This is a genomic window from Duganella sp. 1224, assembly GCF_013408245.1.
Classification (GTDB): domain Bacteria; phylum Pseudomonadota; class Gammaproteobacteria; order Burkholderiales; family Burkholderiaceae_D; genus Rugamonas.
The window spans coordinates 74,060-99,935 of the sequence record NZ_JACBYS010000009.1 but is presented as its reverse complement, the minus strand read 5'-3'; the positions used below and the strand labels follow the sequence as shown (position 1 = coordinate 99,935).

The window sequence follows — 25,876 nt, the reverse complement described above, 5'->3', positions numbered from 1 at the left end:
CGAGAAAACAATTAGAGGCCATTATAGACCTTGAGCAGTTTTCCTGCTCCGACCTGCCTCAAATTTGATGATTATCCGCACAAAAACAAGATGCCTGGATCAAGGCAGCAGCGCAATCTGCGTCAGGCCGGTGGTTTCTTCCAGGCCAAACATCAGGTTCATGCACTGTACCGCTTGGCCGGACGCGCCCTTGACCAGATTGTCCTGCACCACCAGCACGATGACGGTGTTGCCGTTGTCCGGACGGTGCAGCGCCAGGCGCAGCATGTTGGAGCCGCGCGTCGAGCGGGTTTCAGGATGCGAGCCGAACGGCATCACGTCGACGAAGGCGCTGTCCTGGTATTGCTCTTCGAACAAGGCTTGCAGTTCGTCGTTGCTGATGTCCTTGGTCAGGCGCGCGTACAGCGTCGAGTGCATGCCGCGGATCATCGGCACCAGATGTGGCGTAAAGACCAGGCCGACCTTGTCGGAAGTGAACTTCTGCAACTGGGCCGAGGTTTCCGGCGTGTGACGGTGGCCGGCCACGCCGTAGGCCTTGAAGTTGTCCGACGCTTCCGAGAACAGCGTGCCGATTTCCGCCTTGCGGCCGGCGCCCGACACGCCCGACTTGCAGTCGGCGATCAGCGAGCCGGCATCGACCACGCCAGCCTTCAGCATCGGGTAGTAGCCCAGCTGCATGGTGGTCGGGTAGCAGCCCGGATTGGCGACCAGGTTGGCTTTCTTGATGTCCTCACGGTTCAGCTCGGCCAGACCGTAGGCGGCCTGCTCCAGCAGGTCCGGGCAGGTGTGCTCGATCTTGTACCATTTTTCGAACACCGCTTTGTCCTTGATGCGGAAGTCGGCCGCCAGGTCGATGACCTTGACGCCGGCCTTCAGCAACGCCGGCGCCTGGGCCATGGCGACGCCGTGCGGGGTGGCGAAGAACACCACGTCGCACTGGGTCAGGTCGGCGTTTTCCGGCGACGAGAATGTGAGATTCACGCGGCCACGCAGCGAAGGGAACATATCAGCCACTGGCAAGCCGTCCTCTTTGCGCGAGGTGATTGCCGTCAGTTCCACATCCGGGTGGACTGCCAACAAACGCAGCAGTTCTACCCCGGTGTAACCGGTGCCGCCGACGATGCCAACTTTGATCATTGTGTTTTCCTTCAATATGCGTGGGGAGTGAGACATTTTATCAGCCATGCGCTACCGGCGCATGACAGTACCAAATAGCAAAAAAGCCGCCCGGCACAAGGCCGGCGGCTTTTTCCACAGCGCACCGCAAGCGGCGCGCCAGAGCGTAATAAATTAACGCTTCGAGAATTGCTTTGCGCGACGTGCTTTGCGCAGACCAACTTTTTTACGTTCAACTTCACGTGCATCGCGGGTAACGAAGCCGGCGCGTGCCAGATCGCCCTTCAGGCCTGCATCGTAGTCGATCAGGGCACGGGTGATGCCGTGACGAACCGCACCTGCCTGGCCCGACTCACCGCCGCCGTGGACGTTGACTTTGATGTCGAAACGTTCAACGTTGCCGGTCAGTTCCAGTGGTTGACGAATAACCATCAGGCCGGTTTCGCGGGAGAAGTACTCAGCCGCTGGCTTGCCGTTAACGATGATTTGGCCAGTGCCCGATTTGATGAACACACGAGCCACTGCACTCTTGCGACGGCCGGTGCCGTAGTTGTAGTTACCGATCATGTCAGTTCCTTAGATTTCGAGTGCTTTAGGTTGCTGGGCAGCGTGCGGGTGGGTACCTTCGGCGTACACTTTCAGCTTCTTGATCATGGCGTAGCCCAGTGGGCCTTTTGGCAGCATGCCCTTGACGGCTTTTTCCAGAGCGCGACCTGGGAAACGCTGTTGCATTTTCAGGAAGTTGGTCTCGTAGATGCCACCTGGGTAGCCCGAGTGACGGTAGTAGGTCTTCTCGGTTGCTTTGGTGCCGGTCACGCGCAGTTTGCCTGCGTTGATGATGACGATGAAATCGCCGGTATCGACGTGAGGGGTGAACTCAGGCTTGTGCTTGCCGCGCAGTCGGAGTGCCACTTCGCTGGCAACACGTCCGAGGACTTTGTCCGTCGCGTCAATCACGAACCAGTCGCGCTGGACTTCATGTCCTTTAGCGGAAAAAGTTTTCATGTGATGACTTTCTGTATAAGAAATTACCGCTCAAATGGTGGTTCCGCTACTGCTACAGCGGACTCGGCCTTTTTATTTACTTTCCTGAGCGAATGGAAAGCCGACTATTCTAACCGCTTGAAGCCGCCGGCGTCAAGCCCGATATTGGCCGCAGGCCGCGGAAACACAGGGCTGGCGCGGTCCATTACAATATGGACAAAGTTTTTGACACGGAGAATGCGATGGAATGCAAAGTTAGCTGGAACGGCCCATCGGGCATGAGTTTCCTGGCCCAGACCGGCTCCGGCCACCTGGTCACCATGGACGGCGCGCCCGAGGGCGGCGGCCACAACCTGGCGCCGCGGCCGATGGAAATGGTCTTGCTGGGCACCGGCGGCTGCACCGCCTACGACGTCGTGCTGATCCTGAAAAAAGGCCGCGCCGACATCCGTGGCTGTGAATGCGTGCTGCAAGCCGACCGCGCCGACACCGAGCCCAAGGTCTTCACCAAGATCAACTTCCACTTCGTCGTCACCGGCAAGGGCCTGAAGCCCGAGCAGGTCGAGCGCGCCATCACGCTGTCGCACGATAAATACTGCTCGGCCTCCATCATGCTCGGCAAAACCGCCCAGATCACTCACTCCTTCGAGATCGTCGACGTCGCCTGAGGCGTGATGCTGGCGCCGGCCGGCGTGTCGCGCACGCTGTAGCCGGCGTCCTCGATGGCCTGGCGCAGGCGGTCGGCGTCGGCCCAGCGCTTTTCCTGCCGCGCCAGCGCGCGCGCCGTCACCAGTGCGTGCACGGCGTCCGGCACCGCCACCTCGGCCGCTGTCCAGTCGGCCAACCCCAGTCCCAGCACCTGGTCCAGCCAGGCCAGCGTGGCTTTTTGCGCGGCGGCCGGCACGGCGTCGGATTTCAACAGTTCCCACATCAGGGCCAGCGCGCGCCGCGTGTTGAGGTCCTGGTTCAGCTCGGCGTGCAGGGCTTGCTGGTAGCGGGCGTCGGACTGGCCGCCGTCCGGCAAGCGGTGGAAGGCCAGACGCAGGCGGCCCAGCGCGGTCTGCGCAGCATCCAGCGCCGCCCAGGAAAACGTCAGCGGCGAGCGATAGTGGGCGGACAGCACCAGGTAGCGGTAGGCCAGCGGGTCGTAGCCGCGCTCGGCCAGCGTGGCCAGGCGCAGGAAGTCGCCGTCGGATTTCGACATCTTGGCGCTGCCGTCCACGTTCAGGAAGGCGCCGTGCAGCCAGTAACGCGCCGGCGGGTGGGCGTGGCAGGCTTCGTGCTGGGCGATTTCGTTGCTGTGGTGGACCGGGATGTGGTCCTCGCCGCCCACGTGGATGTCGAACAGCGCGCCGAGATACTTGGTCGACATGGCCGAGCATTCGATGTGCCAGCCGGGAAAGCCGCGGCCCCACGGGCTGTCCCACTCCATCTGTCGCTGCTGGCCGCCGCTGAATTTCCACAGCGCGAAGTCGGTGGCCGCGCGCTTGTCGCGCAGCTCGACGCGGTGGCCCGAACGCAGCCCGTCGATATCCAGCCGCGCCAGATGGCCGTAGCGTTCCAGCTTTTGCGTGTCGAAGTAGATGCCGTCTTCGGTGCGGTAGGTGTAGCCGTTGCGCTCGATGCCGGCGATGAAGTCGATCTGCTCCTGGATGTGCTCGGTCGCGCGCGCCCACACCGCCGGCGCCAGGATGCGCAGGTCGGCGATGTCGCGCTGGAAGGCGCGGGTGTAGAAGGCGGCGATCTCCCAGGCCGACTGGCGCGCGCGGCGGCTGCCCTTCTCCATCTTGTCCTCACCGGTGTCGGCGTCGGAAGTCAGGTGGCCGACGTCGGTCACGCAGATCACGTGGTTGACCGCGTAGCCGTTCAGCGCCAGCACGCGGCGCAGCGCATCGCCGAACAGGTAGGTGCGCAGGTTGCCGATGTGGGCGTAGTCGTAGACCGTCGGGCCGCAGGCGTACAGGCCCGCCGCGCCAGGTTGCAGGGGGACGAAGGGACGCAGGCGTCGCTCGTAGGTGTCGTACAGCATCAGCTCCATGAAGGCTCCAGAAAAGACAAAGGCCACAGGAGCGCGAACTCGCTGTGGCCTATAGAAAACTGTCGATGTAAAGGGGATCAGCAGGCTTCTATGGCCTGCGCGCACACGCTCCGAATCGGGATGGTTGCTTGATCATGCCCTGATAGTACCATTAAACGTAGTAAGCGGTGCTGGTCATCACCTTGCCCATGACCGACATCGCCGCCCGCACCGGCGCCGGCATGGCCGCTGCGCCGAGGCGCTGGGCCGCCGCGCCGTGCTCGATTTCATCAATGCGCATCTGGTCGACGATGGCGCGCGACCGGGCGTCCTGCGGCGGCAGCTTCTCCAGGTGGCTTTCGAGGTGGGCCTCGACCTGGCGCTCGGTTTCCACCACAAAGGCCAGGCTGCGGGCATCGCCCAGCGCCGCGGCCACCGAACCCAGCGCGTAGGCGCCGGCGTAGAACAGCGGGTTCAGCACGCTGATGTGCGAGTTCAGCTCGCCCAGGCGCTGCGCGGTCCACGCCAGGTGGTCCTCTTCCTCGCGGCTGGAATGCTCGAACTGCGCGCGGATCGCCGGCGTGCGGGCGAAGCGCGCCTGGGCGTTGTACAGCGCCTGCGCGCACACTTCACCGACGTGGTTCACGCGCATCAGGCCGGCGGCATGGCGGCGCTCGGCCTCGCTCAGCTCGGCATCGGCCGCGCGCAGCGCCGGGTTCGGGCGCGACGCCGAGGCGACGCCGGAGATGACGCGCAGCGCCTTGTCGGCGCCGGCAATGAATTGGTCCAGGGGAGTGTGATGATAGGCTGCCATAAACGAACTCGTGTCTTCGAAGGAAAGTCCCATTATAGGAGCAAGTCGCTATTTTGCGTCCGCTTCCTCGCGCAACTGCCGCTGGCGTTCGATGTAGTCGGCCACCGGTCCGCGCACGTCGATCCTGGAAATATCCTTGGCCACGCCCAGGTTCAGCCCCAGCAGGAAGGGGATGTTCTCCAGCGGCACCTCGGTGCAATGCTCGGCAAACGCCCGCAGAAAGCGCTTGGACTCGACCACCGGCACCACCTTCTCGCCGCTCATGTACTGCAGCACGCTGGTAATGCTGTGGCCCTTGCCGATGGTCTGGTAGATGAAGCGGTTGAAGTCGCGGTCCAGCTGCTTGAAGTCCAGCGTTTCCTTGGTCATCAGGCCGGCCAGGTAATACAGGCCCAGCGCCACGCGGAAAAAACCGGTGGACTCTTCGCGGTCGACGCCGTACTGCATCACCGCCAGTATTTTTTCCTTCAGCTGGGGACTCATATTTCACTCCGCTCCTGGCTGCCACTATAGCAAGAGTTTTCTCCGCCCAGTAGCTTGCGTGTCAGAATTTCTACATGCTACTCTTGAAACTTTTCCACCCGGGACACGCACGATGATCGAGGTAAGGAATCTGGCCAAGCGCTTTCGCCTGCCGTCACGCGGCAGCCCCACCCACGCCGCGCGCGATCCGCGCGACCACGACGGCTGGTTCCACGCGGTGCGCGACGTCAGCTTCCGCTGCGCGCCGGGCGAGGTGCTGGGCCTGCTCGGCCCGAACGGCGCCGGCAAGACCACCACGCTGCGCCTGCTGTCGACCGCGCTCAAGGCGGACGGCGGCAGCATCCACGCCAACGGCATCGACCTGCTGGCCGATCCGCTGGCGGCGCGCCAGCACATCGGTTTCCTGTCCGGCTCCACCGGCCTGTACGGCCGCCTGACCGCGCGTGAAAACGTCGAGTACTTCGGCCGCCTGCACGGCATGCGCCCGGACCGCCTGCAACGCCGCTGCGACGAGCTGTTCGACCTGCTGCAGATGCACGACTACGGCAACAAGCGCGCCGACCAACTGTCCGCCGGCATGCAGCAGAAATGCGCGATCGCCCGCACCGTGGTGCACGAGCCGCGCATCGTCATCCTCGACGAGCCGACCACCGGCCTGGATGTGATGTCGGCCAAGATCCTGCTGGATTTTATCGCCAGCTACAAGGCGCTGCGCGTCCCCTTGATTTTTTCCACCCACCACCTGCACGAGGTGGACAAGCTGTGCGACCGCGTCTGCATCATCAACCACGGCAAGACCGCTTTCCACGGCAGCACCGACGAGCTGCGCCACCTGGGCGGCAGCGCCGACCTGTACGACGCCTTCGTCGGCGTCATCCACCAGGAGGCCTGAGCCATGTGGACCATCTACCTGAAGGAACTGCTGGAACTGGTGCGCGACCGCCGCACCTTCATCTTCACCGTGTTCATCCCGGTGTTTGCCATGCCGCTGATCTTTGCCGGCTTCGGCTACCTGTCGTCGACCATGTTCAGGCAGGCCAGCACCGCCGACCTGGCTTACGCCGTGTTTGGCAAGGAGCACGCGCCGCGCCTGGCCGCGCGCTTCGCCCGCGAAAAAGGCTTCCACGAGATCGCGCTGGGCAGCCCGGACGAGATCAAGGCCGCCATCGGCGCCGAGCGCATCAAGTTCGCGCTGGTCATTCCGGCCGGCCTCGACGCGCAGATGGCGGCCCAGCAACAGGGCAAGATCGAACTGCACTACAACAGCGCCGCCACGGTCGACGTCACCCGCAAGCGGGTGCTGGCGGTGCTGGCGGCCGAGAACGGCGCGCTGCGCGAACAGGCGATGGCGCGCTTCCACCTCAGCCACGAGCAACTGGCCTACGCGCTCGATCCGATCCGGCTGGAGGACCATTCCACCGCCGACAAGCGCGCCCAGATGGGCGCCATCATCGGCGGCATGCTGCCCTACGTGCTGCTGATGGTGTGCCTGATGGCGGCGATGTACCCGGCGATCGACACCGGCGCCGGCGAGAAGGAACGCGGCACGCTGGAAACGCTGCTGCTGGCGCCGGTGCCGCGCACGGCCATCGTGCTGGCCAAGTTCTTGATGCTGTTCACCATCGGCCTGACCTCGGCGCTGCTGATGATCGTCAGCGTGGCGGTGCTGATCCACTTCTTCGGCGGCCTGGCCGGCAGCGAGCTGGTGCAGATGCTGCACGCCATCGGCCCGCGCGACCTGGCCATGGTGGCGCTGATGCTGGTGCCGACCGCCGCCATCTTCGCCGCCATCCTGCTGTCGATCTCGATCTACGCCAAAAGCTACAAGGAGGCCAGCGGCATGATCTCGCCGCTGATCATCGTCACCATCCTGCCGACGCTGGTGGCGTTGCTGCCCGGCGTGGAGCTCAACTGGCGCTGGTCGCTGGTGCCGCTGACCAACGTCGCGCTGGCCATGAAGGAGCTGGTCAAGGGCACCATGGACTACCGCCTGTTCTCGCTGATCCTGCTGTCCAGCGCGCTGACCGCCGCCCTGCTGCTGGCCCTGTGCCGCTGGTGGTTCAACCGGGAAACGGTTTTGTTCAGGAATTGATCAAGTTGTCTATTCAACCATGCCAGCCGGGTGCCGCCTGTGCCGCCGATTCTGCACTCTGGCGCAGCATAGTGCGGCCCATCGCAATGGCGCCCCCTGTGTGGATCAAATTCAATACAATGCCATCATGTGAAAAGTGGTTATCCGCGCAGAATCAGGAGTTAGCATGGAATTAAGCATCAGCAATTTGTCCAAGACCTACGCCAACGGCGTGGTGGCCCTGGACAATATTTCGCTCACCATCCCGACCGGGATGTTCGGCTTGCTCGGCCCGAATGGCGCCGGCAAGTCGACGCTGATGCGCACGCTGGCCACGCTGCAGGAATGCGATTCCGGCTCGGTGTTCTTCGGCGACCTGGACGTGCTGGACGACAAGGACGAGATCCGCCGCCAGCTCGGCTACCTGCCGCAGGACTTTGGCGTGTACCCGAAAGTCACCGCCTACGAGATGCTCGACCACTTCGCCGTGCTCAAGGGCCTGAGCAACCGCCACCGCCGGCGCGAGGTGGTTGACGGACTGTTGCAACAAACCAATCTTTTCGAGGTACGCCACCAGCGCCTGGGCGGCTTCTCGGGCGGCATGCGGCAGCGCTTCGGCATCGCCCAGGCGCTGCTGGGCGACCCCAAGCTGATCATCGTCGACGAGCCGACCGCCGGCCTCGACCCGCAGGAGCGGGTGCGCTTCCACAACCTGCTGTCCGACATCGGCGAGGACAAGACCGTCATCCTGTCCACCCACATCGTGTCCGACGTGGCCGACCTGTGCGCCAACATGGCAATCATCAACAAGGGCCATTTGCTGCTGTGCGGCCCGACCCAGGAGCTGATCCACGAGGTCAGCGACAAGATCTGGGCCCGCTTCATCAACAAGAGCGACCTGCAATCGTTCCAGCTGCGCCACCCGGTGATCTCGTCGCGCCTGCTGTCGGGCCGCACGCTGATCCACGTCTACAGCGACACCGACCCCGGCGACGGCTTCGAGGAAGCGCTGGGCGACCTGGAGGACGTCTACTTCGCCACCATCGCCGGCCGCCACCGCGCCGCCAGCAGCTGCGATTAAGGCCGGCATCATGTTCGCCATTGCCCTCTTCGAAGCGCGCCAGCGCCTCAAGCTGCTGTCGACCTGGGTCTACTTCTTCGGCTTCCTGGCGCTGGCCATGCTGTGGATGATGGCCGCCGGCGGTTTCTTCAAAGGCGCCTCGATCACCTTCGGCAGCCAGCTGATCGACTCGCCGCGCGCGCTGATGTTCACCACCAGCTTCCTCGGCTCGCTCGGCGTGGTGGTGATCGCCGCCATGATGGGCCGCTCGGTGCAGCAGGACTTTGAACACGGCATGCAGCACTTTTTCTTCAGCGCGCCGATCCGCAAGCACCAGTACATGTTCGGCCGCTTCCTCGGCGCCTACCTGGCGCTGGCGGTGATCTTCACCAGCATCGTGCTGGGCTTGTGGCTGGGCGGACTGGTGCCCGGCGTCGATCCCGAGCGGCTGTCGCATCCCGCGCCGCTGGCCTACCTGATCCCCTACCTGGTGGTGATCCTGCCCAACATCTTCATTTTCGGCGCCGTGTTCTTCATCCTGGCGGCGCTGACGCGGCGCATGCTGCCGGTCTACATCGCCAGCGTGGTGATGCTGGTCGGCTACATGGTGGCGCCCGGTCTGGCGCGCGACCTCGACTACAAGACCTTCGCCGCGCTGATCGACCCCTTCGGCACCACGGCCGTGCTGCGCCTCACCGAGTACTGGCCGCTGGTCGAGCGCAGCACCCGCATGTTCTGGCCGGAGGGGGTGTACCTGCTGAACCGCGTGATCTGGGCCTCGGCCGCGCTGGTCGGCCTGCTGGTCGGCTACTGGCGCTTCCACTTCGTCGCCACCATCGATAGCGGCCACAGCCGCAACAGCAGCGGCGAGGGCGAGCTGCCGCAGCACCTGTCGCAGGCCTCGGTCAACACGCGCGAGGCGCCGGACTTCCAGGCCCGCAGCCTCGGCTGGCTGCTGCTGCGCTCGACCTGGCTCAACCTGCGCGAAACCACCAAGAACATCTACTTCCTGGTGATCGTGCTGGCCGGCGTGCTGATGATGCTGGCCGCGTCGCTGGACCTGGGCTCGATCTACGGCACCAACACCTACCCGGTCACCTACCAGGTGCTGGAGGTGGTCAGCAACACCTTCGAGCTGTTCATGATGGTGATCACCACCTTCTACGCGGGCGAGCTGATCTGGCGCGAACGCGAAGCCCACATGGCGCTGATGCTGGACGCGCTGCCGGTGCCGAGCTGGCTACCGCTGCTGGCCAAGCTGTTCGCGCTGATCGGGCTGCAGGCGCTGCTGCTGGTCATCGTCATGCTGAGCGGCATGGCGGTACAGGTCTTCCAGGGCTACTTCCTGCTGGAGCCGGGGCTGTACCTGCGCCACCTGTTCCTGATCTTACTGCCCGGCTACGCGCTGACGGCGGTGCTGGCGATCGCGCTGCAGGTGATCATCAACCAGCGCTACATCGCCTACTTCGCCATGATCAGCTACTACCTGATCACCGTCACCGCCGGCACGCTGGGACTGGACAACCCGCTGCTGATCTACGGCACCCTGCCCGACCTGGTGTACTCGGCGATGAACGGCTACGGCCACTTCCTGGTGCGCCAGCGCTGGTACGAGGCCTACTGGGGCGGCGCCGCGCTGCTGCTGGTGGTGGCCGCGCTGCTGTTCTGGGCGCGCGGCGCCAACGACGGCTGGCGCCAGCGCCTGCAACTGGCGCGCCACGCGCTGACCATGCCGGTGCTGGCCAGCATCGCCATCGGCGTGCTGATCTTCGGCGGCGCCGGCGGCGTGCTGTTCTACAACCAGCACGTGGCGCGCAGCTACCAGTCGGCCTACGACAAGGAAAGCGACAAGGCCGATTACGAGCGCAAGTACAAGCAATACGCGGTGCTGCCGCAGCCGCGCATCACCGACGTCAAGCTCAACGTCGAACTGTGGCCGGCGCAGCGCACGCTCGCGGTCAAGGGCCGCTACCTGCTGCAGAACAAGAGCACGCAGCCGGTGACCGACATCATCGTCTCGCAGGACAACCTGGCCAGCCAGTACCAGGTGCGCTTCGACCAGCCGGTGCGCGACGGCCTGCAAGACCGCGCGCTGGGCTTCTACACCTACAAGCTCAGCAAGCCACTGGCGCCGGGCGCGCAACTGGCCATGGACTTCGAGCTGCGCTACGCGCCGGGCGGCATCCTCGGCCTCGGCCGCGACACCCCGGTGGTCGGCAACGGCACCTTCCTCAACAGCGACGTGATGCCGCACATCGGCTACCAGCCGGGCTGGGAGCTGGACGACGCACGCGACCGCAAGAAACACGGCCTGGCCGCGCGCGAACGCATGCTGCCGCGCGACGACCCGGCCGGCCTGGCGCACAACTTCGTCAGCAACGACGCCGACTGGATCCGCTTCGACGCCACCATCGGCACCAGCGCCGACCAGACCGCGGTGGCGCCGGGCACGCTGGTCAAGGACTGGAGCAGCCAGGGCCGGCGCTACTTCCACTACCAGATGGACCAGCCGATGCTGAACATGTACGGCATCCAGTCGGCGCGCTACGCGATCAAGCGCGACTGGTGGCAGGACGTCGGCATCGAGCTGTACTACCATCCCGGCCACGAGTACAACCTGGAGCGGATGGACAAGGGCATCAAGGAATCGCTGGACTACTACACCCGGAACTTCGGCCCCTACCAGCACAAGCTGGTGCGCATCGTCGAATTCCCGCGCTACGAGCGCTTTGCGCAATCGTTCCCGAACACCATTCCTTACTCGGAAGCGGTGGGCTTCATCGCCAAGGTCAACGACAAGAACCCGAAAGACATCGACTACCCGTTCTACATCACCGCGCACGAAGTGGCGCACCAGTGGTGGGGGCATCAACTGGTGGGCGGCAACACGCGCGGCAGCACGGTGCTGACCGAAACGCTGGCCGAATACTCGGCGCTGATGGTGATGAAGAAAAACTTCGGCGCCAGCAAGATGCGGCGCTTCCTGCACTACGACCTGGAGCAATACCTGATCGGCCGTGCGCTGGAGCGCAAGAAGGAACTGCCGCTGGCGGAAAATGAAAACCAGAACTACATCCAGTACCGCAAGGGCAGCCTGGCGATGTACCAGCTGCAGGACATCCTGGGCGAGGACAAGGTCAACGGCGCGCTGAAGGAAATGCTGGCGCAGTACGGCCGCGCGTCGGGTCCGTATCCGGGCGCGGACATCCTGGTGGCGGCGCTGCGCAAGATCACGCCGCCGGACCAGGCCTACCTGATCGACGACCTGTTCAACCACATCGTGCTGTACGAAAACCACGCGGTGGCGGCCAGCGCGCGCAAGCTGGCCGACGGCAAGTACGAAGTCAGCTTCACGGTCAGCGCCGCCAAGGTGCGCGCCGGCGAGCAGGGCGAGGAACAGGACGTGGCGCTGAAAGACTGGATCGACATTGGCGTCGACGACAAGGACGGCAACAGCCTGCTGCGCGAGCGCAAGCTGATCGAGCAAAAGGAGAACCGCTACACGGTCATCGTCAGCGGCCGCCCGGCCAAGGCCGGCATCGACCCCGACAACAAACTCATCGACCGCAAGCCCGACGACAACATGATCAACGTCGAACTCACCCAATAAACCCGGGGTCAGGTCCTCCATTTCTACACGGCCTCTGCCGTACGCGCGCGTACGGCAGAGGCCGTGTAGAAATGGAGGACCTGACCCCGGAGTGTTAGCGCAGCTTGAAGACGGCGACGATGGCGGTCAGCGCGTCGGCCTGGTCGTGCAGCGAGGCGGCGGCGGCGGCGGCTTGCTCCACCAGCGCGGCGTTCTGCTGCGTTACCTGGTCCATCTGGCCGATCGCCTGGTTGACCTGCTCGATGCCACTGCTCTGCTCCACCGTGGCCGAGGTGATCTCGCCCATGATGTCGGTCACGCGCTGGATGCTGTCCACCACCTCGGTCATGGTGCTGCCGGCCTGCGACACCAGCATGCTGCCAGCGTCCACCTTGTTCAGCGAGTCGTCGATCAGCGCCTTGATTTCCTTGGCCGCCGCCGCGCTGCGCTGCGCCAGGTTGCGCACTTCCGACGCCACCACCGCGAAGCCGCGCCCCTGCTCGCCCGCGCGCGCCGCTTCCACCGCGGCGTTCAGCGCCAGAATGTTGGTCTGGAAGGCAATGCCGTCGATGACGCTGATGATGTCGGCGATCTTGCGCGACGAGCCGGTGATGGCGTCCATCGTGCTGACCACCTCGGCCACCACGCCGCCGCCGCGCTGCGCCACTTCCGACGCCTTCACCGCCAGCTGGTTGGCCTGGCGCGCGTTGTCGGCGTTCTGCTTGACGGTGGCGGTCAGCTCTTCCATCGAGGACGCGGTTTCCTCCAGGCTGGAGGCCTGCTCCTCGGTGCGGCCCGACAGGTCGAGGTTGCCGGCGGCGATCTGGTTGGAGGCGGTGGCGATGTTCTCGGTGCCGTGGCGGACGTCGGTGACGATGCTGATCAGGCCATCGTTCATCTTCTGCAGCGATTGCAGCAGGCGCCCGGTTTCGTCGCCGCTGGTGACTTCGATGTGCGTGGTCAGGTCGCGCTGCGCCACCGCCTCGGCGATGTCGACCGCCTGCCCCAGCGGCACCGTGATGCCGCGCGTCAGGCGCCACGCGCACAGCACGCCCAGCGCCAGCACCACCAAGCCGAACACGACCATGAAGGCGCGGTTGCTCTCGTACAGCGATTCGATCTGCTCGGCCTGGCTGTCCATGTTTTTGCGCTGGTGCTCCAGCAGCGTGCTCAGCGCGCCCAGGTAGGCCTTGCCGGCCGGCGTGAAGCGCTGTTCCAGTTCCTCGGCCGCCTCGTCCAGCTTGCCGTCCTTTTTCAGCGCGACGATCTTGTCGCGCGATTCGCCATATACCTTGCGATATTCCTTGAGCTTGTCGTACAGCGCCTTTTCGTCGTCGCCTTCCAGCAGCTCTTCCACGTTTTTCTGCAGCTTGTTAATTTCTGCCACCGACTGCCTGGTGTCGTCCGCAAAGAACGGGCCCAGCGACGGGTCCGAGCTTTTCGAGATGGCCGACGTGCGCCGCACGCTGGTGTGGATCAGGCGATACCAGTCGCTGATCATGCGCTCCTTGGCCAGCGGCTGCTGCATCATGTCGCGCGTGGCCATCGCCACCGTATGCATGTGGCGTATGCCGATCACCGTCATCAGGATCATCAACGCCAATACCAACCCGAAGCCCGCCGCCAGGCGCGTGCCAATTTTAAAATTGTTCATGAGTACCGTGCCGTAATGGCAATGTTGAAAAATAAAGATACGTTGCGACTGTGGCAACCGCGATTCGGGCAGCAGAAGATTGATTGCCCTAAAGAATCAACAGTTTAGCACGGCAATTATTTTAATGCGCGGGTGTGACTAGGCGGTGACGTGCAGCGTGCTGACGATGCCCTGCTCGAACGAGCTGGCAATGACGGTGCCGGCCAGGTCGGGATTGGTCTTGAGCAGATCCGCCCAGTTGCTCGCCGCCTGATCGGACAGGCCGGCGGTGGCCGTGCCGCTGCCGTTGTAGATGCCGGCGCCGGCGGTATTCAGGCTGGACAGTATCCCCTGGTCGAGCGCATCCTGCGCGCGGTTGGTGGTGTCGGCGTCGCTGCCGTCGGCCGGCACAGCGACCGGCTCCTTGACCTCGCCCGCCTGCTGCAGGCTGTTCAGCAGGCCGGACGGCGAGTACACCGCGGCGCCGGTCGAGCCGCCAAGCGACGCCACCACCGCCGACTGGGCCGACAGGCTGACCGCCTCGGACGACAAGGCCGCCGCCGCCGTGGCGCTCTGGGCGACGGTGGGCACGTACGGCTGGTAAGCCGCGTTGGCGGTGACGGTGTTCAGGGTAACGGTCATGATGACTTCAATATAGTGCCTTGCGGCACCATGTGCAAGGCCGGAGCGCGTGGCGGCGTCCGGCCTTGGCAGGGTGACAATCAGAGCTTGTTGGCGTCGTGATCACGCTTGGCGGTGTCGAGATGGCGGTCCACCTTGTCCTCCTGGCGCGCCACCTGGGCCGCGTGCTTGTCGGCGGCATGGTGGGCGATCACTTTCTGATCATGGCGGATTTCCTGCTTCTGCCGCTGGATCGCCTGCTGCTCGCCGCGACGGGCCTGCTCCAGCTGGGCGGCGCCGGCCAGGTTGCCCTGCTTCAGATCCTGGTGCTCGGCGTGGGCCAGCGCCCGGCTTTCCTGCCGCTCGGCCTGCAGTTGCTGCTTGCCGGCAGCCACCTCGCCCTGCTTCACCGCGATGACGGTGTTGTCGTGGCGGATTTCGCGGTTGTCCTGGTGAATTTGTTTGGTGTCCTGGCGGATCTGCGCGTTGTCTTGCTGGACCTGGGCCACGGGATTTTGCGCAAACGCTGCTGCGCTGATCATCGAAAGCAGGCCGGCGGTGATCATCAGGGTCTTGGTTTTCATGGCATTGTTCCTTTTCTGTCGGTTGGCAGACCGCTGTTCTTCAGCGCTCTTGCTCCTTCAACGCGCCCGCCGCGCGCGGCGACGACCCGACTTTCGTAAGAAAAGTTACCAGTTGTATCGTTGCGCCAGCCATGGCCATGCTATCGCACAGCGCCCGGCCTGGCCTGGCCGCATAAAAAAACGGGACACTTGCGTGTCCCGTTTTCGTTTTACTCCGCGGTGGCGGCAGCTTTTTTAGGGGCGGCCTTTTTTGCGGCGGGTTTCTTTGCGGCCGGCTTTTTGGCCGCTGGCTTCTTCACGGCCGCGGCTTTTTTGACCGGCGCTGGCGCCGCTTCCGCCGCGCCCTCGTCCGCCGCGGCCGCCTTGCCCTTGGCCGGCGCCTTGGCCTTGCGCTCTTCGAACTCGAAGCTGATCTTGCCGTCCTTGCCCTTCACCAGGAAGGCCTTGAACGGACGGCGCGTGCGCTGCGAGATGAAGCCTGGCAGCAGGTCGGTCTTGCCGTCGTTGAGCAGCTTGGCCATCTGCTCCGGCAGGATTTCCTGCTGCAGGATGATGCGGCCGCTGCGGAAGTCGCAGGTCTTCGGCTTGGCCACGCTGTGTTCGCACACGTAGGCCAGGCCCATCTCGTACACGCCGCCATTGCACTTCGGGCACGGACCCAGCGGCGTCTGGCCGCTGAAGTCGACCGGTTCCGAATCTTCCGACTCGTCGTTCTGGCCGAAGTCGAATTCCAGCTTGTAGTTCTTGATCTCCTCGTCCTTGACGATGCGCAGGATGGCCGCGAACGGCCGGCCCATCTTGGAGCGGAAGCCTTGCAGCGGACCGATGGTGCGGTCACGCAGCAGCTGTTCCACTTCCTCGATCTCAAACTGGCGCCCGCCCGGCGTTTTGCTCATCGAGAAATCGCAATGGGTGCAGGCGAAGCGGCGGTAGTTTTCCTTGACCACGTGGTTGCAGTTCGGGCACGGCGCGGTCAGCGTGGCGTAGTCGCCCGGAATGGTGTCGTTGTCGTATTCCTTGGCGCGCTTGACGATCACCTGCGTCATCTGCGCGATCTCGCGCATGAACTCTTCGCGCGAGATCTTGCCCTTTTCCATCTGCGACAGCTTGTATTCCCACTCGCCGGTCAGTTCCGGCGCGGTCAGCTCGTTGACGCCCAGGCCGCGCAGCAGCGTCATCAGCTGGAACGCCTTGGCGGTCGGCATCAGCTCGCGGCCTTCGCGCAGCAGATACTTCTCGGTCAGCAGGCCCTCGATGGTGGCGGCGCGCGTGGCCGGCGTGCCCAGGCCCTTGCCGGCCATGGCGTCGCGCAGCTCGTCGTCTTCCACCAGCTTGCCGGCGCCTTCCATCGCCGACAGCAGCGTCGCTTCGGTATAGCGCGCCGGCGGCTTGGTGACCAGGCCGTTGGCGTCGACCTTGTCGGTCAGCACCTTCTCGCCCTTGGCCACCGGCACCAGGCTCTTGTTGTTGCCGCCTTCCTTTTCCTTGTCGCCGTCATCGGCTTCCTTGCCGTAGATCGCCAGCCAGCCCGGATGGGTCATGACCTTGCCTTCGGTCTTGAAGGTATGGCCCGACACCTCGGTGTAGCGGGTGGTGACCTGGAACTCGGCGGCCGGGAAGAACACCGCCATGAAGCGGCGCGTGACCAGGTCGTACAGCTTCTGTTCCGGCTCGGACAGGTTCTTCGGCGCGATGGTGGTCGGGATGATCGCGAAGTGGTCCGAAATCTTGGTGTTGTCGAAGATGCGCTTGTTCGGCTTGACCCAGCCCTTGTCCAGGATCTGCTTGGCGAACTGGTGGTAGTTGTGGTTCTCCTTCACCACCTCCAGCGTCTGCTGCACGGTCGCCAGGTAGTCTTCCGGCAGGTGGCGCGAGTCGGTACGCGGATAGGTCAGCACCTTGTGCTTCTCGTACAGCGCCTGCGCCAGGCCCAGCGTGTTCTTGGCCGAGAAGCCGAAACGCGAGTTGGCCTCGCGCTGCAGGCTGGTCAGGTCGAACAGGCCCGGCGAGATTGAGGTGGTCGGCTTGGCTTCCTCGGTGACGTTGCCCTGCTTGCCGCGCACGGCCAGCGCGATGGAGTCGGCCGCGGCCTTGCTCCACAGGCGCTCGGCGCGCTTCTCGGGATCGGTCTCGTCCTTCTTGAACTTGGTGTCCAGCCAGCGGCCTTCGTACACGCCGGCGGCGCAGACGAACTCGGCCCGCACTTCCCAGTAGTCGCGCGGCTTGAACTTGCGGATTTTCTCTTCGCGCTCGACCACGATCGACAAGGTCGGCGTCTGCACCCGGCCGACGGTGGTCAGATAGAAGCCGCCCTCCTTCGAGTTGAAGGCGGTCATGGCGCGGGTGCCGTTGATGCCGATCAGCCAGTCGGCCTCCGAGCGGCAACGGGCGGCGTCGGCCAGCGGCATCATTTCCTCGTCGCTGCGCAGGTGGGTGAAGCCGTCGCGGATCGCGGACGGCGTCATCGACTGCAGCCACAGGCGCTTGACCGGCTGCTTGGCCTTGGCGTTCTGGGCGATCAGGCGGAAGATCAGTTCTCCTTCGCGGCCCGCGTCGCATGCGTTGATCAGGGTGGTGACATCCTTGCGCTTGATCAGCTTGTTCAGCACCTTGAGGCGCGCCTCGGTCTTGGCGATCGGGTTCAGCGCGAAATACGGCGGAATCATCGGCAGGTGGGCGAAGCTCCACTTGCCGCGCTTGACGTCATGTTCTTCCGGGACGGCAATTTCCAGCAGGTGACCGACGGCGGAAGACAACACGTACTCGTCGGATTCAAAGTACTCATCGTGCTTGGTAAAGCCGCCCAGCGTCTTGGCGATGTCGTTCGCGACAGACGGTTTCTCGGCGATGATGAGGGTTTTGCTCATATTTTAATATCTCGTTTTTAACACTTGGGAGGGACAGCATGCGCATCATACATGGATCGCACGGCAGTCTGCACGTTTCCGTCACAGTCTTGTCAAAGCGCAAATAATAAGCGGATTGCCGGGCGCACCGCAAGCACGGCGCGTCCGGATGGCACAAAAGAAAGGGAAAATTCAGTGCAGCAGGCGCGGCGCCTGGTCTTCGTCCGAGCCGAACAGGTCGTCGAACATCAGCGCGTCCGGCTCCTTGCCTTGGCTCCAGAGCAACATCAGCACGATGACCTTGAGCTTGCCCAGCGACACCGGCATCTCGTCCAGCGCCAGCGCGCGCTCGATGACGATCTCGCGTTGCAGCGGCGACAACACCTTGGCCGATTCGAGGAACTGGATGAAGCCGATGGCCGGCGCCCCCAGCGCGTCCTGCTCTTCCTCGACGTAGAAACGGGTGCCGGTGGAGGCCGCCGTCAGCGCCTGTTCCACGCCCGCCATGGCCGTCAGGTCGGTCAGCCACACCAGCGCCTCGGAGATCTCGACGTCGTCAAAACCGACGGCCGACAGCTTCTTGGCCAATGCGGCCGGCTCGGGGCAGGCATCGGGACGGTAATAAGTCTCGTAGAGATAAACAAGGACGTCGAACATGGCTCTACTCTATCAGTTAACACGAAAAGGATACAAGTGCGTTCAGCCACGCAAGCGCTGAAACATGCCGCCAGGCAACCGTTCCAGCAACCCCGCCAGTTCCAGCGCCAGCAACTGCCCCTGCAGCTCGGCGGCGCTCTGCCCCAGGTGCCTGGCCAGCATCTCGGCCTGCACCGGATCGTCGCCCATGGCCGCCAGCACCCGGTCGACAAAACTATCATCCAGCGCCGGCCGCGCGCCCGCCTCGGCGGCGGCCAGCATGTGCAGGGCCGACAACACATCGGCGGCGCTTTCCACCAGCCGCGCGCCGTCGCGGATCAGCTGGTGGCAGCCCTTGGACAGTGTCGCATGAATCGAGCCGGGCACGGCGTACACATCGCGCCCCTGCTCGGCGGCCAGGCGGGCGGTGATCAGCGAACCGGACTGGGCGGCCGCCTCCACCACCAGCACGCCGCGCGCCAGCCCGCTGATGATGCGGTTGCGGCGCGGGAAGCTGTCGCGCGACGGCGGCGTGCCGAGCGCGTACTCGCTGACGATGCAGCCCTCCTCGGCAATGCGCCGCGCCAGCGCGCCGTTGCGCGCGGGATAGATGCGGTCGGCGCCGGTGCCGAGCACGGCGATGGTGCCGCCGGCGCCGTTCAGCCCGCCGGCGTGGGCGGCAGCGTCGATGCCCAGCGCCAGCCCGGAGACGATGGTCACGCCAGCCTCGGACAGCGCCTGCGCCAGGCGCTCGGCGTTCAGCAGGCCCTGGCGGCTGGCGTTGCGCGCGCCCACCACCGCCACCGAGCGCTGCGGCAGCAGCTGCACCCGGCCCTTGACGAACAGCAGCAGCGGTGCGCCGATGATGTGGCGCAAATAGTCGGGATAGGCCGGATGGCCGAACGGCAGCAGCAGGTTGCCCGGCTGTTCCTGCCACGCCAGCATCGCGTCCAGCTGGGCGTCGAGGCCGGGCGGCGGCGCGCCCAGCAGCGCGTCGGCCTGCCGCGGCCGTGCCACGCCCAGCAGCGCCTCGCGGCTGGCGGCAAAGATGGCGTCGGGTGTCTTGAAGTGCTCCAGCAGGCGATGCGCGGTCAGCAGGCCGACGTGGTCGGTCTGTTGCAGACGCAGCCAGCCGGCCAGCGCTGGCAACGTCGTTTTGGCAGGTGGGTCCGTGGCTTGCACGGCGCGGCTTACTCCGGCGACTTGGCGACGTCGCCGATCTGCACCGGCGCCGTGACCTGCATGATCAAGCCATAGGAAATATGCTTGAACGTGCGGAAGATAAACAAGCTGCCCACTTCCTCATCCGGCAGCTTGACCTGCTGCTCGCGCCCGAACCAGCCCTTTTTGGCCGTGGAATCGCTGACAGTCGCTCCCGCATGGTACAGCTGCAGCACGGACCCGATATCGAGTCCGTCAAGCTTTCCGCGATTAATGCTGACAATCTGGTTCTGGCCGGCGTGGGTGACGCCGCCGTACACCGCCACCACGCGCGCATCGAGCGGCTGGGCGGGCGGGTGCGGCACATAATTCTGCAGCGGTGTCGGCGGCACCGCGCGCAGCTGGTCGCCCTTGCCGATTTCCTGGGCGGCGGTGGTGACGCTGAAGGTGTGCACGTCGCTGCCCGCGCCCGGCCGGGCCTCGGCCTGCAATTTCATCGTGCCTAAATAAAAGGCCTCGTAGCCGATCACCTGCTTGGTGACCGGGTCCTTCAGCGGCGCGCCCGGACGGAACACCTGGAACGCGCTGTTGCCGTCCAGCGCGCCGCGCACATAGGCCTTGTCGCCCTTGCCGAGGAATACCCGGCCCTCCTGGGTGGCGACGATGCGCGGCGCGTTGCTGAGCTCGTCATCCTCGACGATCAGCGGCTGGGTCAGGAACGGTTCGATGTCGCCCGGCGCGATCGATGGCACGGCGTCGGCGCCCAGGCCCTCGGTGCGCACGCGCGGGCTCAGGCGCTGGGCGCCGGCATCGTTGGCGCCGGCGGCGATCGGCTGGCCCAGCCGCAGGCGGCCGGCGGCGCGGTCGAACCAGATGATCTGGCCCGGATAGATCCAGTGCGGGTTGGCGATCTCGTCGCGGTTCATGCCCCACACGGTGGGCCAGCACCACGGTTTTTGCAGGAAGGTGCCGGAAATGTCCCACAGCGTGTCGCCCTTGACCACCACGTGCTGGTCCGGGGCGTCGGCGCGGAATGCGCACACCAGCGGCGCAGACGATGCCGCCGAGGCGGCAAAAAGCGTGACCCAGACCAGACGACGACCGACTGTGCTAAAATTTTTCATTAATAGATCCAGTAAGTGCGCCGCAGGCACACGACAGCCAAGCAGTAAAGCTTGCCAAATTGAATCAAATTCTGCCCATAAAACCCTGAACTAGCAAGCGAAACCGCGCCTTCACCGATCGCCGCGCGCTGGCTGCATTAGCAGGGCAATCACATAGTTTTCACTTAGTTATCATGGCTATTTTAAATATTCTGCGTTACCCCGATCCACGCCTGCACAAGGTTGCCGCGCCGGTCACCGTGTTTGACGAGCGCCTGGAGAAACTGGTGGCCGACATGGCCGAGACCATGTACGACGCGCCCGGCATCGGCCTGGCCGCCACCCAGGTGGACGTGCACGAGCAGGTGATCGTCATCGACATCACCGAGGAAAAGAACGCGCTGACCGCCTTCATCAACCCGGAAATCCTGTGGGCCAGCGACGACAAGCAGCTGTACGAGGAAGGCTGCCTGTCGGTGCCGGGCATCTACGACGGCGTCGAGCGTCCGACCAAGGTCAAGGTGCGCGCCTTCGACGTCAAGGGCCAGCCGTTTGAAGTGGACGCCGACGGCCTGCTGGCCGTGTGCATCCAGCACGAGATGGACCACCTGAAAGGCAAGGTCTTTGTCGAGTACCTGTCGCCGCTGAAGCGCAACCGCATCAAGACCAAGCTGCAGAAGGAAGAGCGCGGCATTCAGCGCGAAGCCCAGCTGCGCGCGCAGGGCCGCCGCTACTGATGGCTGGCGCCGCCATGAAAGTCATCTTCGCCGGCACCCCGGAATTTGCCGCCGTGGCCCTGCAATCGCTGCACGAGGCCGGCTTTGAGATCCCGCTGGTGCTGACCCAGCCGGACCGTCCCGCCGGCCGCGGCATGCAGTTGCAGCCGTCGGCGGTCAAGCAGTACGCCGTGTCAAAAGGCATCGATGTGCTGCAGCCGCTGTCGCTGCGCATGGACAGCAAGGACCCGCAGCGCGCCGAGGAAGCCAGGGCCGCGCACCAGCGCCTGCTGTCGACGCCATACGATGTGATGGTGGTGGCCGCCTACGGCCTGATCCTGCCGCGCAGCACGCTGGACATCAAGCCCTGCCTCAACATCCACGGCTCGCTGCTGCCGCGCTGGCGCGGCGCCGCACCAATCCACCGCGCCATCGAGGCGGGCGACGCTGAAACCGGCATCACCATCATGGAAATGGAAGAAGGCCTGGACACCGGCCCGATGCTGCTGATTGAAAAGGTGGCCATCGCGGACAGCGACACCACCGGCAGCCTGCATGACAAGCTGGCGGCGCTGGGCGGCAAGATGATCGTCGAGGCGCTGCAAAAATACCAGCACCAGCAGCTGGAGGCGGTGGTGCAGCCGGAAGACGGCGTGACCTACGCCGCCAAGATCAGCAAGGAAGAAGCCACGCTGGACTTCACGCAATCTGCGGTGGAGATCGGCCGCAAGATCCGCGCCTTCAATCCCTTCCCAGGTGCGCACGGCACGGTCAACGACGTGGTGATCAAGCTGTGGGGCGCCGAGGTGGTGGACGCCAGCGGCCCGGCCGGCAAGGTGCTGTCGGCCGACGCCCAGCACGGCATCGTGGTGGCCTGTGGCCAGGGCGCGCTGCGCCTGACCTCGCTGCAAAAACCGGGCGGCAAGCGTTTGCCCGCCGCCGAGTTCATCAAGGGCTTCGCGCTGGAAGGCCTGTCGTTCTCGTGATCAGTTGACCGCCTGCGGCTCACCGCACGGCGCGTCCATGTTGTAGTTGCCCAGGTTGGCGCGCAGGATCAGCAGCGACTGCCGCTTGCGCTCCAGCGCCGCCTGCTGCGCTTCAATCTCGCGCAGCAGGATGGCCGACTGTTGCATCGTCTTCTCGATCGAGCACTTGCCGTTTTCGTCGAGCATGTCGCGGATCACGTCCAGCGAAAAGCCCAGCTTCTTGGCGCCCTGGATCAGCTTGAGCCGGTCCGGCGCGTTGCTGGCGTACTGGCGATAGCCGGACGAGGTGCGCGAGATCGGCGCCAGCAGCCCCTGCTCTTCATAAAACCGGATCGCCGAGGCGGCCAGGCCCGACTTGCGCGATAATTCACCGATTTTCATTTTCCGCTTGACCCTCAAGTTGACTTGAAACTTATTATAGATCGGTCCGCCGTCTCCTGCCCAGGCAGGCTTTATTACAAATAGGAGTATCGATATGACTGATGTCATCAAACATCTGAACTGGCGCTACGCCACCAAGAGCTACGACGCGTCCAAAAAGCTGGACGAGGAAAAGCTGAACCATGTGCTGGAAGCGATCCGCCTGGCGCCGACCTCCAGCGGCCTGCAGCCGTTCGAGGTGTTCGTGGTGAAGAATCCTGACCTGCGCGCCAAGATCCGCGAAGTGGCGTGGAACCAGTCGCAAGTGACCGACGCCTCGCACTTGCTGGTGTTCGCGGCCTGGGACAACATCACCCCGGCGCGCATTGACGCCGCCTTCGACTACACCAACGAAGTGCGCGGCTTCATCAATGAAGGCTGGGAAGCCTACCGCAAGCAGCTGCACGGCATCATCGCCGCCCGCACCGAGCAGGCCAACTTTGACGCCGCCGCGCGCCAGGCCTACATCGCGCTGGGCGTGGCACTGGTGGCCGCCGCCGAGCAAGGCATCGACAGCACGCCGATGGAAGGCTTCGATCCGGCCGCCGTCGACCGGATCCTGGGCCTGAAAGAGCGCCACCTGCGCAGCGTGGTGATCCTGCCGCTGGGCTACCGCAAGGCCGACAGCGACTGGCTGGTCAACCTGAAAAAGGTGCGCCGCCCGATCGGCAAGATGGTCACCGAGCTGAACTAAGCAAACGGCCGGTCCGCGCGGCCGGCCCACCTCACTATTTCGCCATTGTTTGGCGCTCATCAAATCCAGCCCGGATTCACATAGACCGCCTTTACGCTGGCGCCTAGACTCGATGCTCAACCATTGCCATCGAGGAGGCGCCAATGGACACTTACCCAAGCGGTTCACGCAAACAACTCGCACTGCAACGGCGGCTTGACGCCCTGTTCCGCGCGCTGGCGTCGGACTTTCTTCTGCGCGAGCAGTTCATCACCGATCCGGCACAGATCGCCTCGGAATACGTCAACGGCAAGCGCATCCCGCCCGAGGAAGCGGCGGCGATGAACCACCTGATCTACGCCTGCCTGGCCAATAACTACCTGATCTCCTGGTTCCGCGATTACGCCATGCGCAGCGACGGCAAAGCCATCACGCAACAAGGCTTTGTGCGGGACTTGTCCGCCGCGGTCATCGAGCAGCGCGCCCATCACGTGGTATCCGCGCTGGCCCATTTCGCGCTGCACGACACCGCCCGCATCAAGCTGGACGACAACTGGCTGCAAGTGATCTTCGGCCGCTGGCACCACTTCGGCGAAGACGGCACGGACGATGCCACCGATGCCACCGATGCCACTAATGCCACCGACAGCACCGGGACCGACGAAACCGGCACCGACGATGCCACCGACAGCACTGGCACCGATGACGCGACGGACAGCACCGGCACGGACGCCACCGACAGCACCGGCACGGACGCCACCGACAGCACCGGCACGGACAGCACTGGCACGGACAGCACTGGCACCGACAGCACCGGCACCGACCTGAGCGGCACACTCACCGCCGTCACCTGGAAAACCTACATCACCGAAACCACCGAGAAAACGCACCCAAGCACCACACCCTTCACGCACACCGGCATGACGCGCTCGCCCATAACCACCGCCACCACGCTGAACACCGAACGCTTCCTCGGCACCAGCCACGTCATCATCACGCTGGAAGCACTGACCAGCTACGCGCGCCACCTGATCCGTTCCGGCGCGCTGGACGAGCGGCCATGAACTTCGCCGACCTGTTGCCCGCGCGCTCCAAGCCGCCGACGCCGCGGGACGCGCCGGCCGCGCGACGCCGATTGCTGCTCACGCTCCTCAAAAACGGCCACACCAACGCCGCGGACTCCCTGTGGCGGCAAGAACTGTCAGCCGACGACTCCGCCTTCCAGTGGGCGCAAACCGAGCTGGACCGCGCGATGCGGCAAGGCGACTTTGCCTTGACTGAGCACCTGGGCAAGCTGCTGGCCCACCGCTGGCGCAGCCACTGGCACCCGGACCGCATCGCCGCCAGCCACGCCCTGCCGCGCGTGCCACGCGACACCCTCACCGTCAGCAAGCTGCGCCACGACGCCGGCCAGTTCGCCTACCTGCGTAGCCTGAACCTGCTGGACGCCAGCTTCGACGCCGCCATCCACACCTACCACCAACTGGCCGACCACATGGCTGCCGCCGGCCACGACGAAGCGCGCAGACCGATGAGCGACAGCGAGCGCGCCCAGATCGGCCACCTCTACAACCGCATCGTGCACCTGCCGCCAGCCGGCCGCGTGCCGCGCGCGCTGTCTCCCGGCTGGAACCCGCGCGACATCGAAGCGCGCTTCCTGGAGCAAGGCGACGGCCTGGTCGTGATCGACGACTTCCTGACGCCAGAGGCGCTGCAAGGCCTGCACCGCTTCGCCCTGCAAGCCACCGTCTGGACCGGCATCCGCTATGCGTACAACCGCTTCGGCGCATTCTTCCAGGACGGCTTCCATTGCGCGCTGCTGCTGCAGGTCGCGCAGGAATTGCAGGCAGCGCTGCCGCGCGTCATCACGCCACGCTACCCGCTACGGCAAATCTGGGGCTTCAAGAACGCCGGCGACCTGCCGGAAGACGTCAACCTGCACGCCGACTTCGCCGCCGTCAACGTCAACTTCTGGCTGACGCCGGACGACTGCAACTTGTCACCGGAGACCGGCGGCATGAAGGTCTACGACGTCGACGCCCCGCTGGCGTGGGACTTCCACACCTACAACGGCCGAACCGACATCATCAAGGCCTTCCTGCGCGAGAACCGGGCAAAAGCGACCTATATCCCCTACCGGCAAAACCGCTGCGTGCTGTTCAACTCCGACCTGTTCCACGGCACCCACGCGGTCCATTTCAAGCCGGGATTCGAACATCACCGCATCAACGTCACGCTGTTGTATGGCCACCGCGAACAAGACCAGTTGCATCGCAGCCTGAGCAGCCGCCCGGACCTCGCCGCGCGCTGGGCACGGCAAGACAGCGCATGGCGCTCGCCAGCCTTCAGCCGCCATCGCTGAC

General features: G+C 64.7%; 24 protein-coding genes. 10 read left to right on the top strand and 14 right to left on the bottom strand.

Annotation, left to right across the window (positions count from 1 at the left end; genetic code table 11):
- Positions 1 to 99: 99 nt before the first annotated feature.
- From argC to rplM, 3 genes are all read right to left on the bottom strand, one after another.
- A complete protein-coding gene (gene argC, locus FHW58_RS25425; RefSeq protein ID WP_179675981.1) occupies positions 100 to 1,137 on the bottom strand; it encodes an N-acetyl-gamma-glutamyl-phosphate reductase in 1,038 nt (345 codons plus the stop codon).
- 153 nt (positions 1,138 to 1,290) lie between these two features.
- Positions 1,291 to 1,683 carry a 30S ribosomal protein S9 gene (gene rpsI, locus FHW58_RS25420; RefSeq protein ID WP_179675980.1) on the bottom strand — a complete coding sequence of 131 codons (393 nt, stop codon included), beginning with the start codon at positions 1,681 to 1,683 and terminating at the stop codon, positions 1,291 to 1,293.
- A 9-nt stretch (positions 1,684 to 1,692) separates the two neighbouring features.
- A complete protein-coding gene (gene rplM / locus FHW58_RS25415) occupies positions 1,693 to 2,121 on the bottom strand; it encodes a 50S ribosomal protein L13 (protein WP_179675979.1) in 429 nt (142 codons plus the stop codon).
- Positions 2,122 to 2,342: 221 nt separating this feature from the next.
- Between rplM and FHW58_RS25410 the strand changes: the two genes are divergently transcribed.
- Complete coding sequence (locus FHW58_RS25410) at positions 2,343 to 2,768, top strand: OsmC family protein (RefSeq protein ID WP_179675978.1); 426 nt, start codon at positions 2,343 to 2,345, stop codon at positions 2,766 to 2,768.
- Here the strand turns inward: FHW58_RS25410 and cysS are convergent.
- From cysS to FHW58_RS25395, 3 genes are all read right to left on the bottom strand, one after another.
- A complete protein-coding gene (gene cysS / locus FHW58_RS25405) occupies positions 2,738 to 4,138 on the bottom strand; it encodes a cysteine--tRNA ligase (RefSeq protein ID WP_179675977.1) in 1,401 nt (466 codons plus the stop codon). The two genes, FHW58_RS25410 and cysS, sit on opposite strands and share 31 nt — an antisense overlap.
- Positions 4,139 to 4,289: 151 nt before the next feature.
- Entirely contained in the window at positions 4,290 to 4,931 is a 642-nt protein-coding gene (coq7, locus tag FHW58_RS25400; protein WP_179675976.1) for a 2-polyprenyl-3-methyl-6-methoxy-1,4-benzoquinone monooxygenase, read from the bottom strand.
- A gap of 48 nt (positions 4,932 to 4,979) precedes the next feature.
- Positions 4,980 to 5,414, bottom strand: a complete 435-nt coding sequence (locus FHW58_RS25395) for a hypothetical protein (RefSeq protein ID WP_179675975.1) — start codon at positions 5,412 to 5,414, stop codon at positions 4,980 to 4,982.
- Between the two features lie 112 nt (positions 5,415 to 5,526).
- Here FHW58_RS25395 and FHW58_RS25390 point away from each other — a divergent pair, with 112 nt between their 5' ends.
- The 4 genes from FHW58_RS25390 (at position 5,527) to FHW58_RS25375 (ending at position 12,155) form a co-directional block, all read left to right on the top strand.
- Positions 5,527 to 6,306 carry an ATP-binding cassette domain-containing protein gene (locus FHW58_RS25390; protein ID WP_179675974.1) on the top strand — a complete coding sequence of 260 codons (780 nt, stop codon included), beginning with the start codon at positions 5,527 to 5,529 and terminating at the stop codon, positions 6,304 to 6,306.
- 3 nt (positions 6,307 to 6,309) lie between these two features.
- Positions 6,310 to 7,506 carry an ABC transporter permease gene (locus FHW58_RS25385; RefSeq protein WP_179675973.1) on the top strand — a complete coding sequence of 399 codons (1,197 nt, stop codon included), beginning with the start codon at positions 6,310 to 6,312 and terminating at the stop codon, positions 7,504 to 7,506.
- A gap of 166 nt (positions 7,507 to 7,672) precedes the next feature.
- Positions 7,673 to 8,566 (top strand): ABC transporter ATP-binding protein, encoded by an 894-nt coding sequence (locus FHW58_RS25380; protein ID WP_179675972.1) that lies wholly within the window; start codon positions 7,673 to 7,675, stop codon positions 8,564 to 8,566.
- Between the two features lie 10 nt (positions 8,567 to 8,576).
- A complete protein-coding gene (locus tag FHW58_RS25375; RefSeq protein WP_179675971.1) occupies positions 8,577 to 12,155 on the top strand; it encodes a M1 family aminopeptidase in 3,579 nt (1,192 codons plus the stop codon).
- A gap of 94 nt (positions 12,156 to 12,249) precedes the next feature.
- On the opposite strand, the gene FHW58_RS25370 is transcribed toward FHW58_RS25375, so the two are convergent.
- The 7 genes from FHW58_RS25370 to FHW58_RS25340 all read right to left on the bottom strand — a co-directional run bounded on the left by FHW58_RS25370 (position 12,250) and on the right by FHW58_RS25340 (position 20,739).
- On the bottom strand, positions 12,250 to 13,788 hold the full coding sequence (locus FHW58_RS25370) for a methyl-accepting chemotaxis protein (protein WP_179675970.1): 1,539 nt from the start codon (positions 13,786 to 13,788) through the stop codon (positions 12,250 to 12,252).
- A gap of 138 nt (positions 13,789 to 13,926) precedes the next feature.
- Entirely contained in the window at positions 13,927 to 14,409 is a 483-nt protein-coding gene (locus FHW58_RS25365; RefSeq protein ID WP_179675969.1) for a hypothetical protein, read from the bottom strand.
- An 80-nt stretch (positions 14,410 to 14,489) separates the two neighbouring features.
- Positions 14,490 to 14,972, bottom strand: a complete 483-nt coding sequence (locus FHW58_RS25360; RefSeq protein WP_179675968.1) for a hypothetical protein — start codon at positions 14,970 to 14,972, stop codon at positions 14,490 to 14,492.
- A 209-nt stretch (positions 14,973 to 15,181) separates the two neighbouring features.
- Positions 15,182 to 17,839 (bottom strand): DNA topoisomerase III, encoded by a 2,658-nt coding sequence (locus FHW58_RS25355; RefSeq protein ID WP_179675967.1) that lies wholly within the window; start codon positions 17,837 to 17,839, stop codon positions 15,182 to 15,184.
- A 171-nt stretch (positions 17,840 to 18,010) separates the two neighbouring features.
- Positions 18,011 to 18,475, bottom strand: coding sequence for a DUF494 family protein (locus FHW58_RS25350; protein WP_179675966.1), 465 nt, complete (start codon positions 18,473 to 18,475; stop codon positions 18,011 to 18,013).
- A 42-nt stretch (positions 18,476 to 18,517) separates the two neighbouring features.
- The gene (dprA, locus tag FHW58_RS25345) at positions 18,518 to 19,636 is read right to left on the bottom strand and encodes a DNA-processing protein DprA (protein ID WP_179675965.1); all 1,119 of its coding nucleotides are present in this window, start codon (positions 19,634 to 19,636) and stop codon (positions 18,518 to 18,520) included.
- Positions 19,637 to 19,644: 8 nt separating this feature from the next.
- Positions 19,645 to 20,739: a LysM peptidoglycan-binding domain-containing protein gene (locus tag FHW58_RS25340; protein WP_179675964.1), complete on the bottom strand. Its 1,095-nt coding sequence runs from the start codon at positions 20,737 to 20,739 to the stop codon at positions 19,645 to 19,647.
- Between the two features lie 173 nt (positions 20,740 to 20,912).
- On the opposite strand from FHW58_RS25340, the gene def reads away from it, so the two are divergent.
- Together def and fmt are read left to right on the top strand one after the other, a co-directional pair.
- On the top strand, positions 20,913 to 21,455 hold the full coding sequence (gene def, locus FHW58_RS25335) for a peptide deformylase (RefSeq protein WP_179675963.1): 543 nt from the start codon (positions 20,913 to 20,915) through the stop codon (positions 21,453 to 21,455).
- A 14-nt stretch (positions 21,456 to 21,469) separates the two neighbouring features.
- Positions 21,470 to 22,420: a methionyl-tRNA formyltransferase gene (gene fmt / locus FHW58_RS25330; RefSeq protein ID WP_179675962.1), complete on the top strand. Its 951-nt coding sequence runs from the start codon at positions 21,470 to 21,472 to the stop codon at positions 22,418 to 22,420.
- Here the strand turns inward: fmt and FHW58_RS25325 are convergent, their stop codons facing one another.
- Positions 22,421 to 22,801 carry a MerR family transcriptional regulator gene (locus tag FHW58_RS25325; protein ID WP_179675961.1) on the bottom strand — a complete coding sequence of 127 codons (381 nt, stop codon included), beginning with the start codon at positions 22,799 to 22,801 and terminating at the stop codon, positions 22,421 to 22,423.
- Between the two features lie 94 nt (positions 22,802 to 22,895).
- Between FHW58_RS25325 and FHW58_RS25320 the strand changes: the two genes are divergently transcribed.
- The 3 genes from FHW58_RS25320 (at position 22,896) to FHW58_RS25310 (ending at position 25,875) form a co-directional block, all read left to right on the top strand.
- The gene (locus tag FHW58_RS25320; RefSeq protein ID WP_179675960.1) at positions 22,896 to 23,534 is read left to right on the top strand and encodes an NAD(P)H-dependent oxidoreductase; all 639 of its coding nucleotides are present in this window, start codon (positions 22,896 to 22,898) and stop codon (positions 23,532 to 23,534) included.
- A 143-nt stretch (positions 23,535 to 23,677) separates the two neighbouring features.
- Positions 23,678 to 24,577, top strand: coding sequence for a hypothetical protein (locus tag FHW58_RS25315; RefSeq protein WP_179675959.1), 900 nt, complete (start codon positions 23,678 to 23,680; stop codon positions 24,575 to 24,577).
- Positions 24,574 to 25,875 carry a hypothetical protein gene (locus FHW58_RS25310; RefSeq protein WP_179675958.1) on the top strand — a complete coding sequence of 434 codons (1,302 nt, stop codon included), beginning with the start codon at positions 24,574 to 24,576 and terminating at the stop codon, positions 25,873 to 25,875. Before FHW58_RS25315 ends, FHW58_RS25310 begins: the two co-directional genes overlap by 4 nt.
- The last annotated feature ends 1 nt before the right edge of the window (position 25,876 follow it).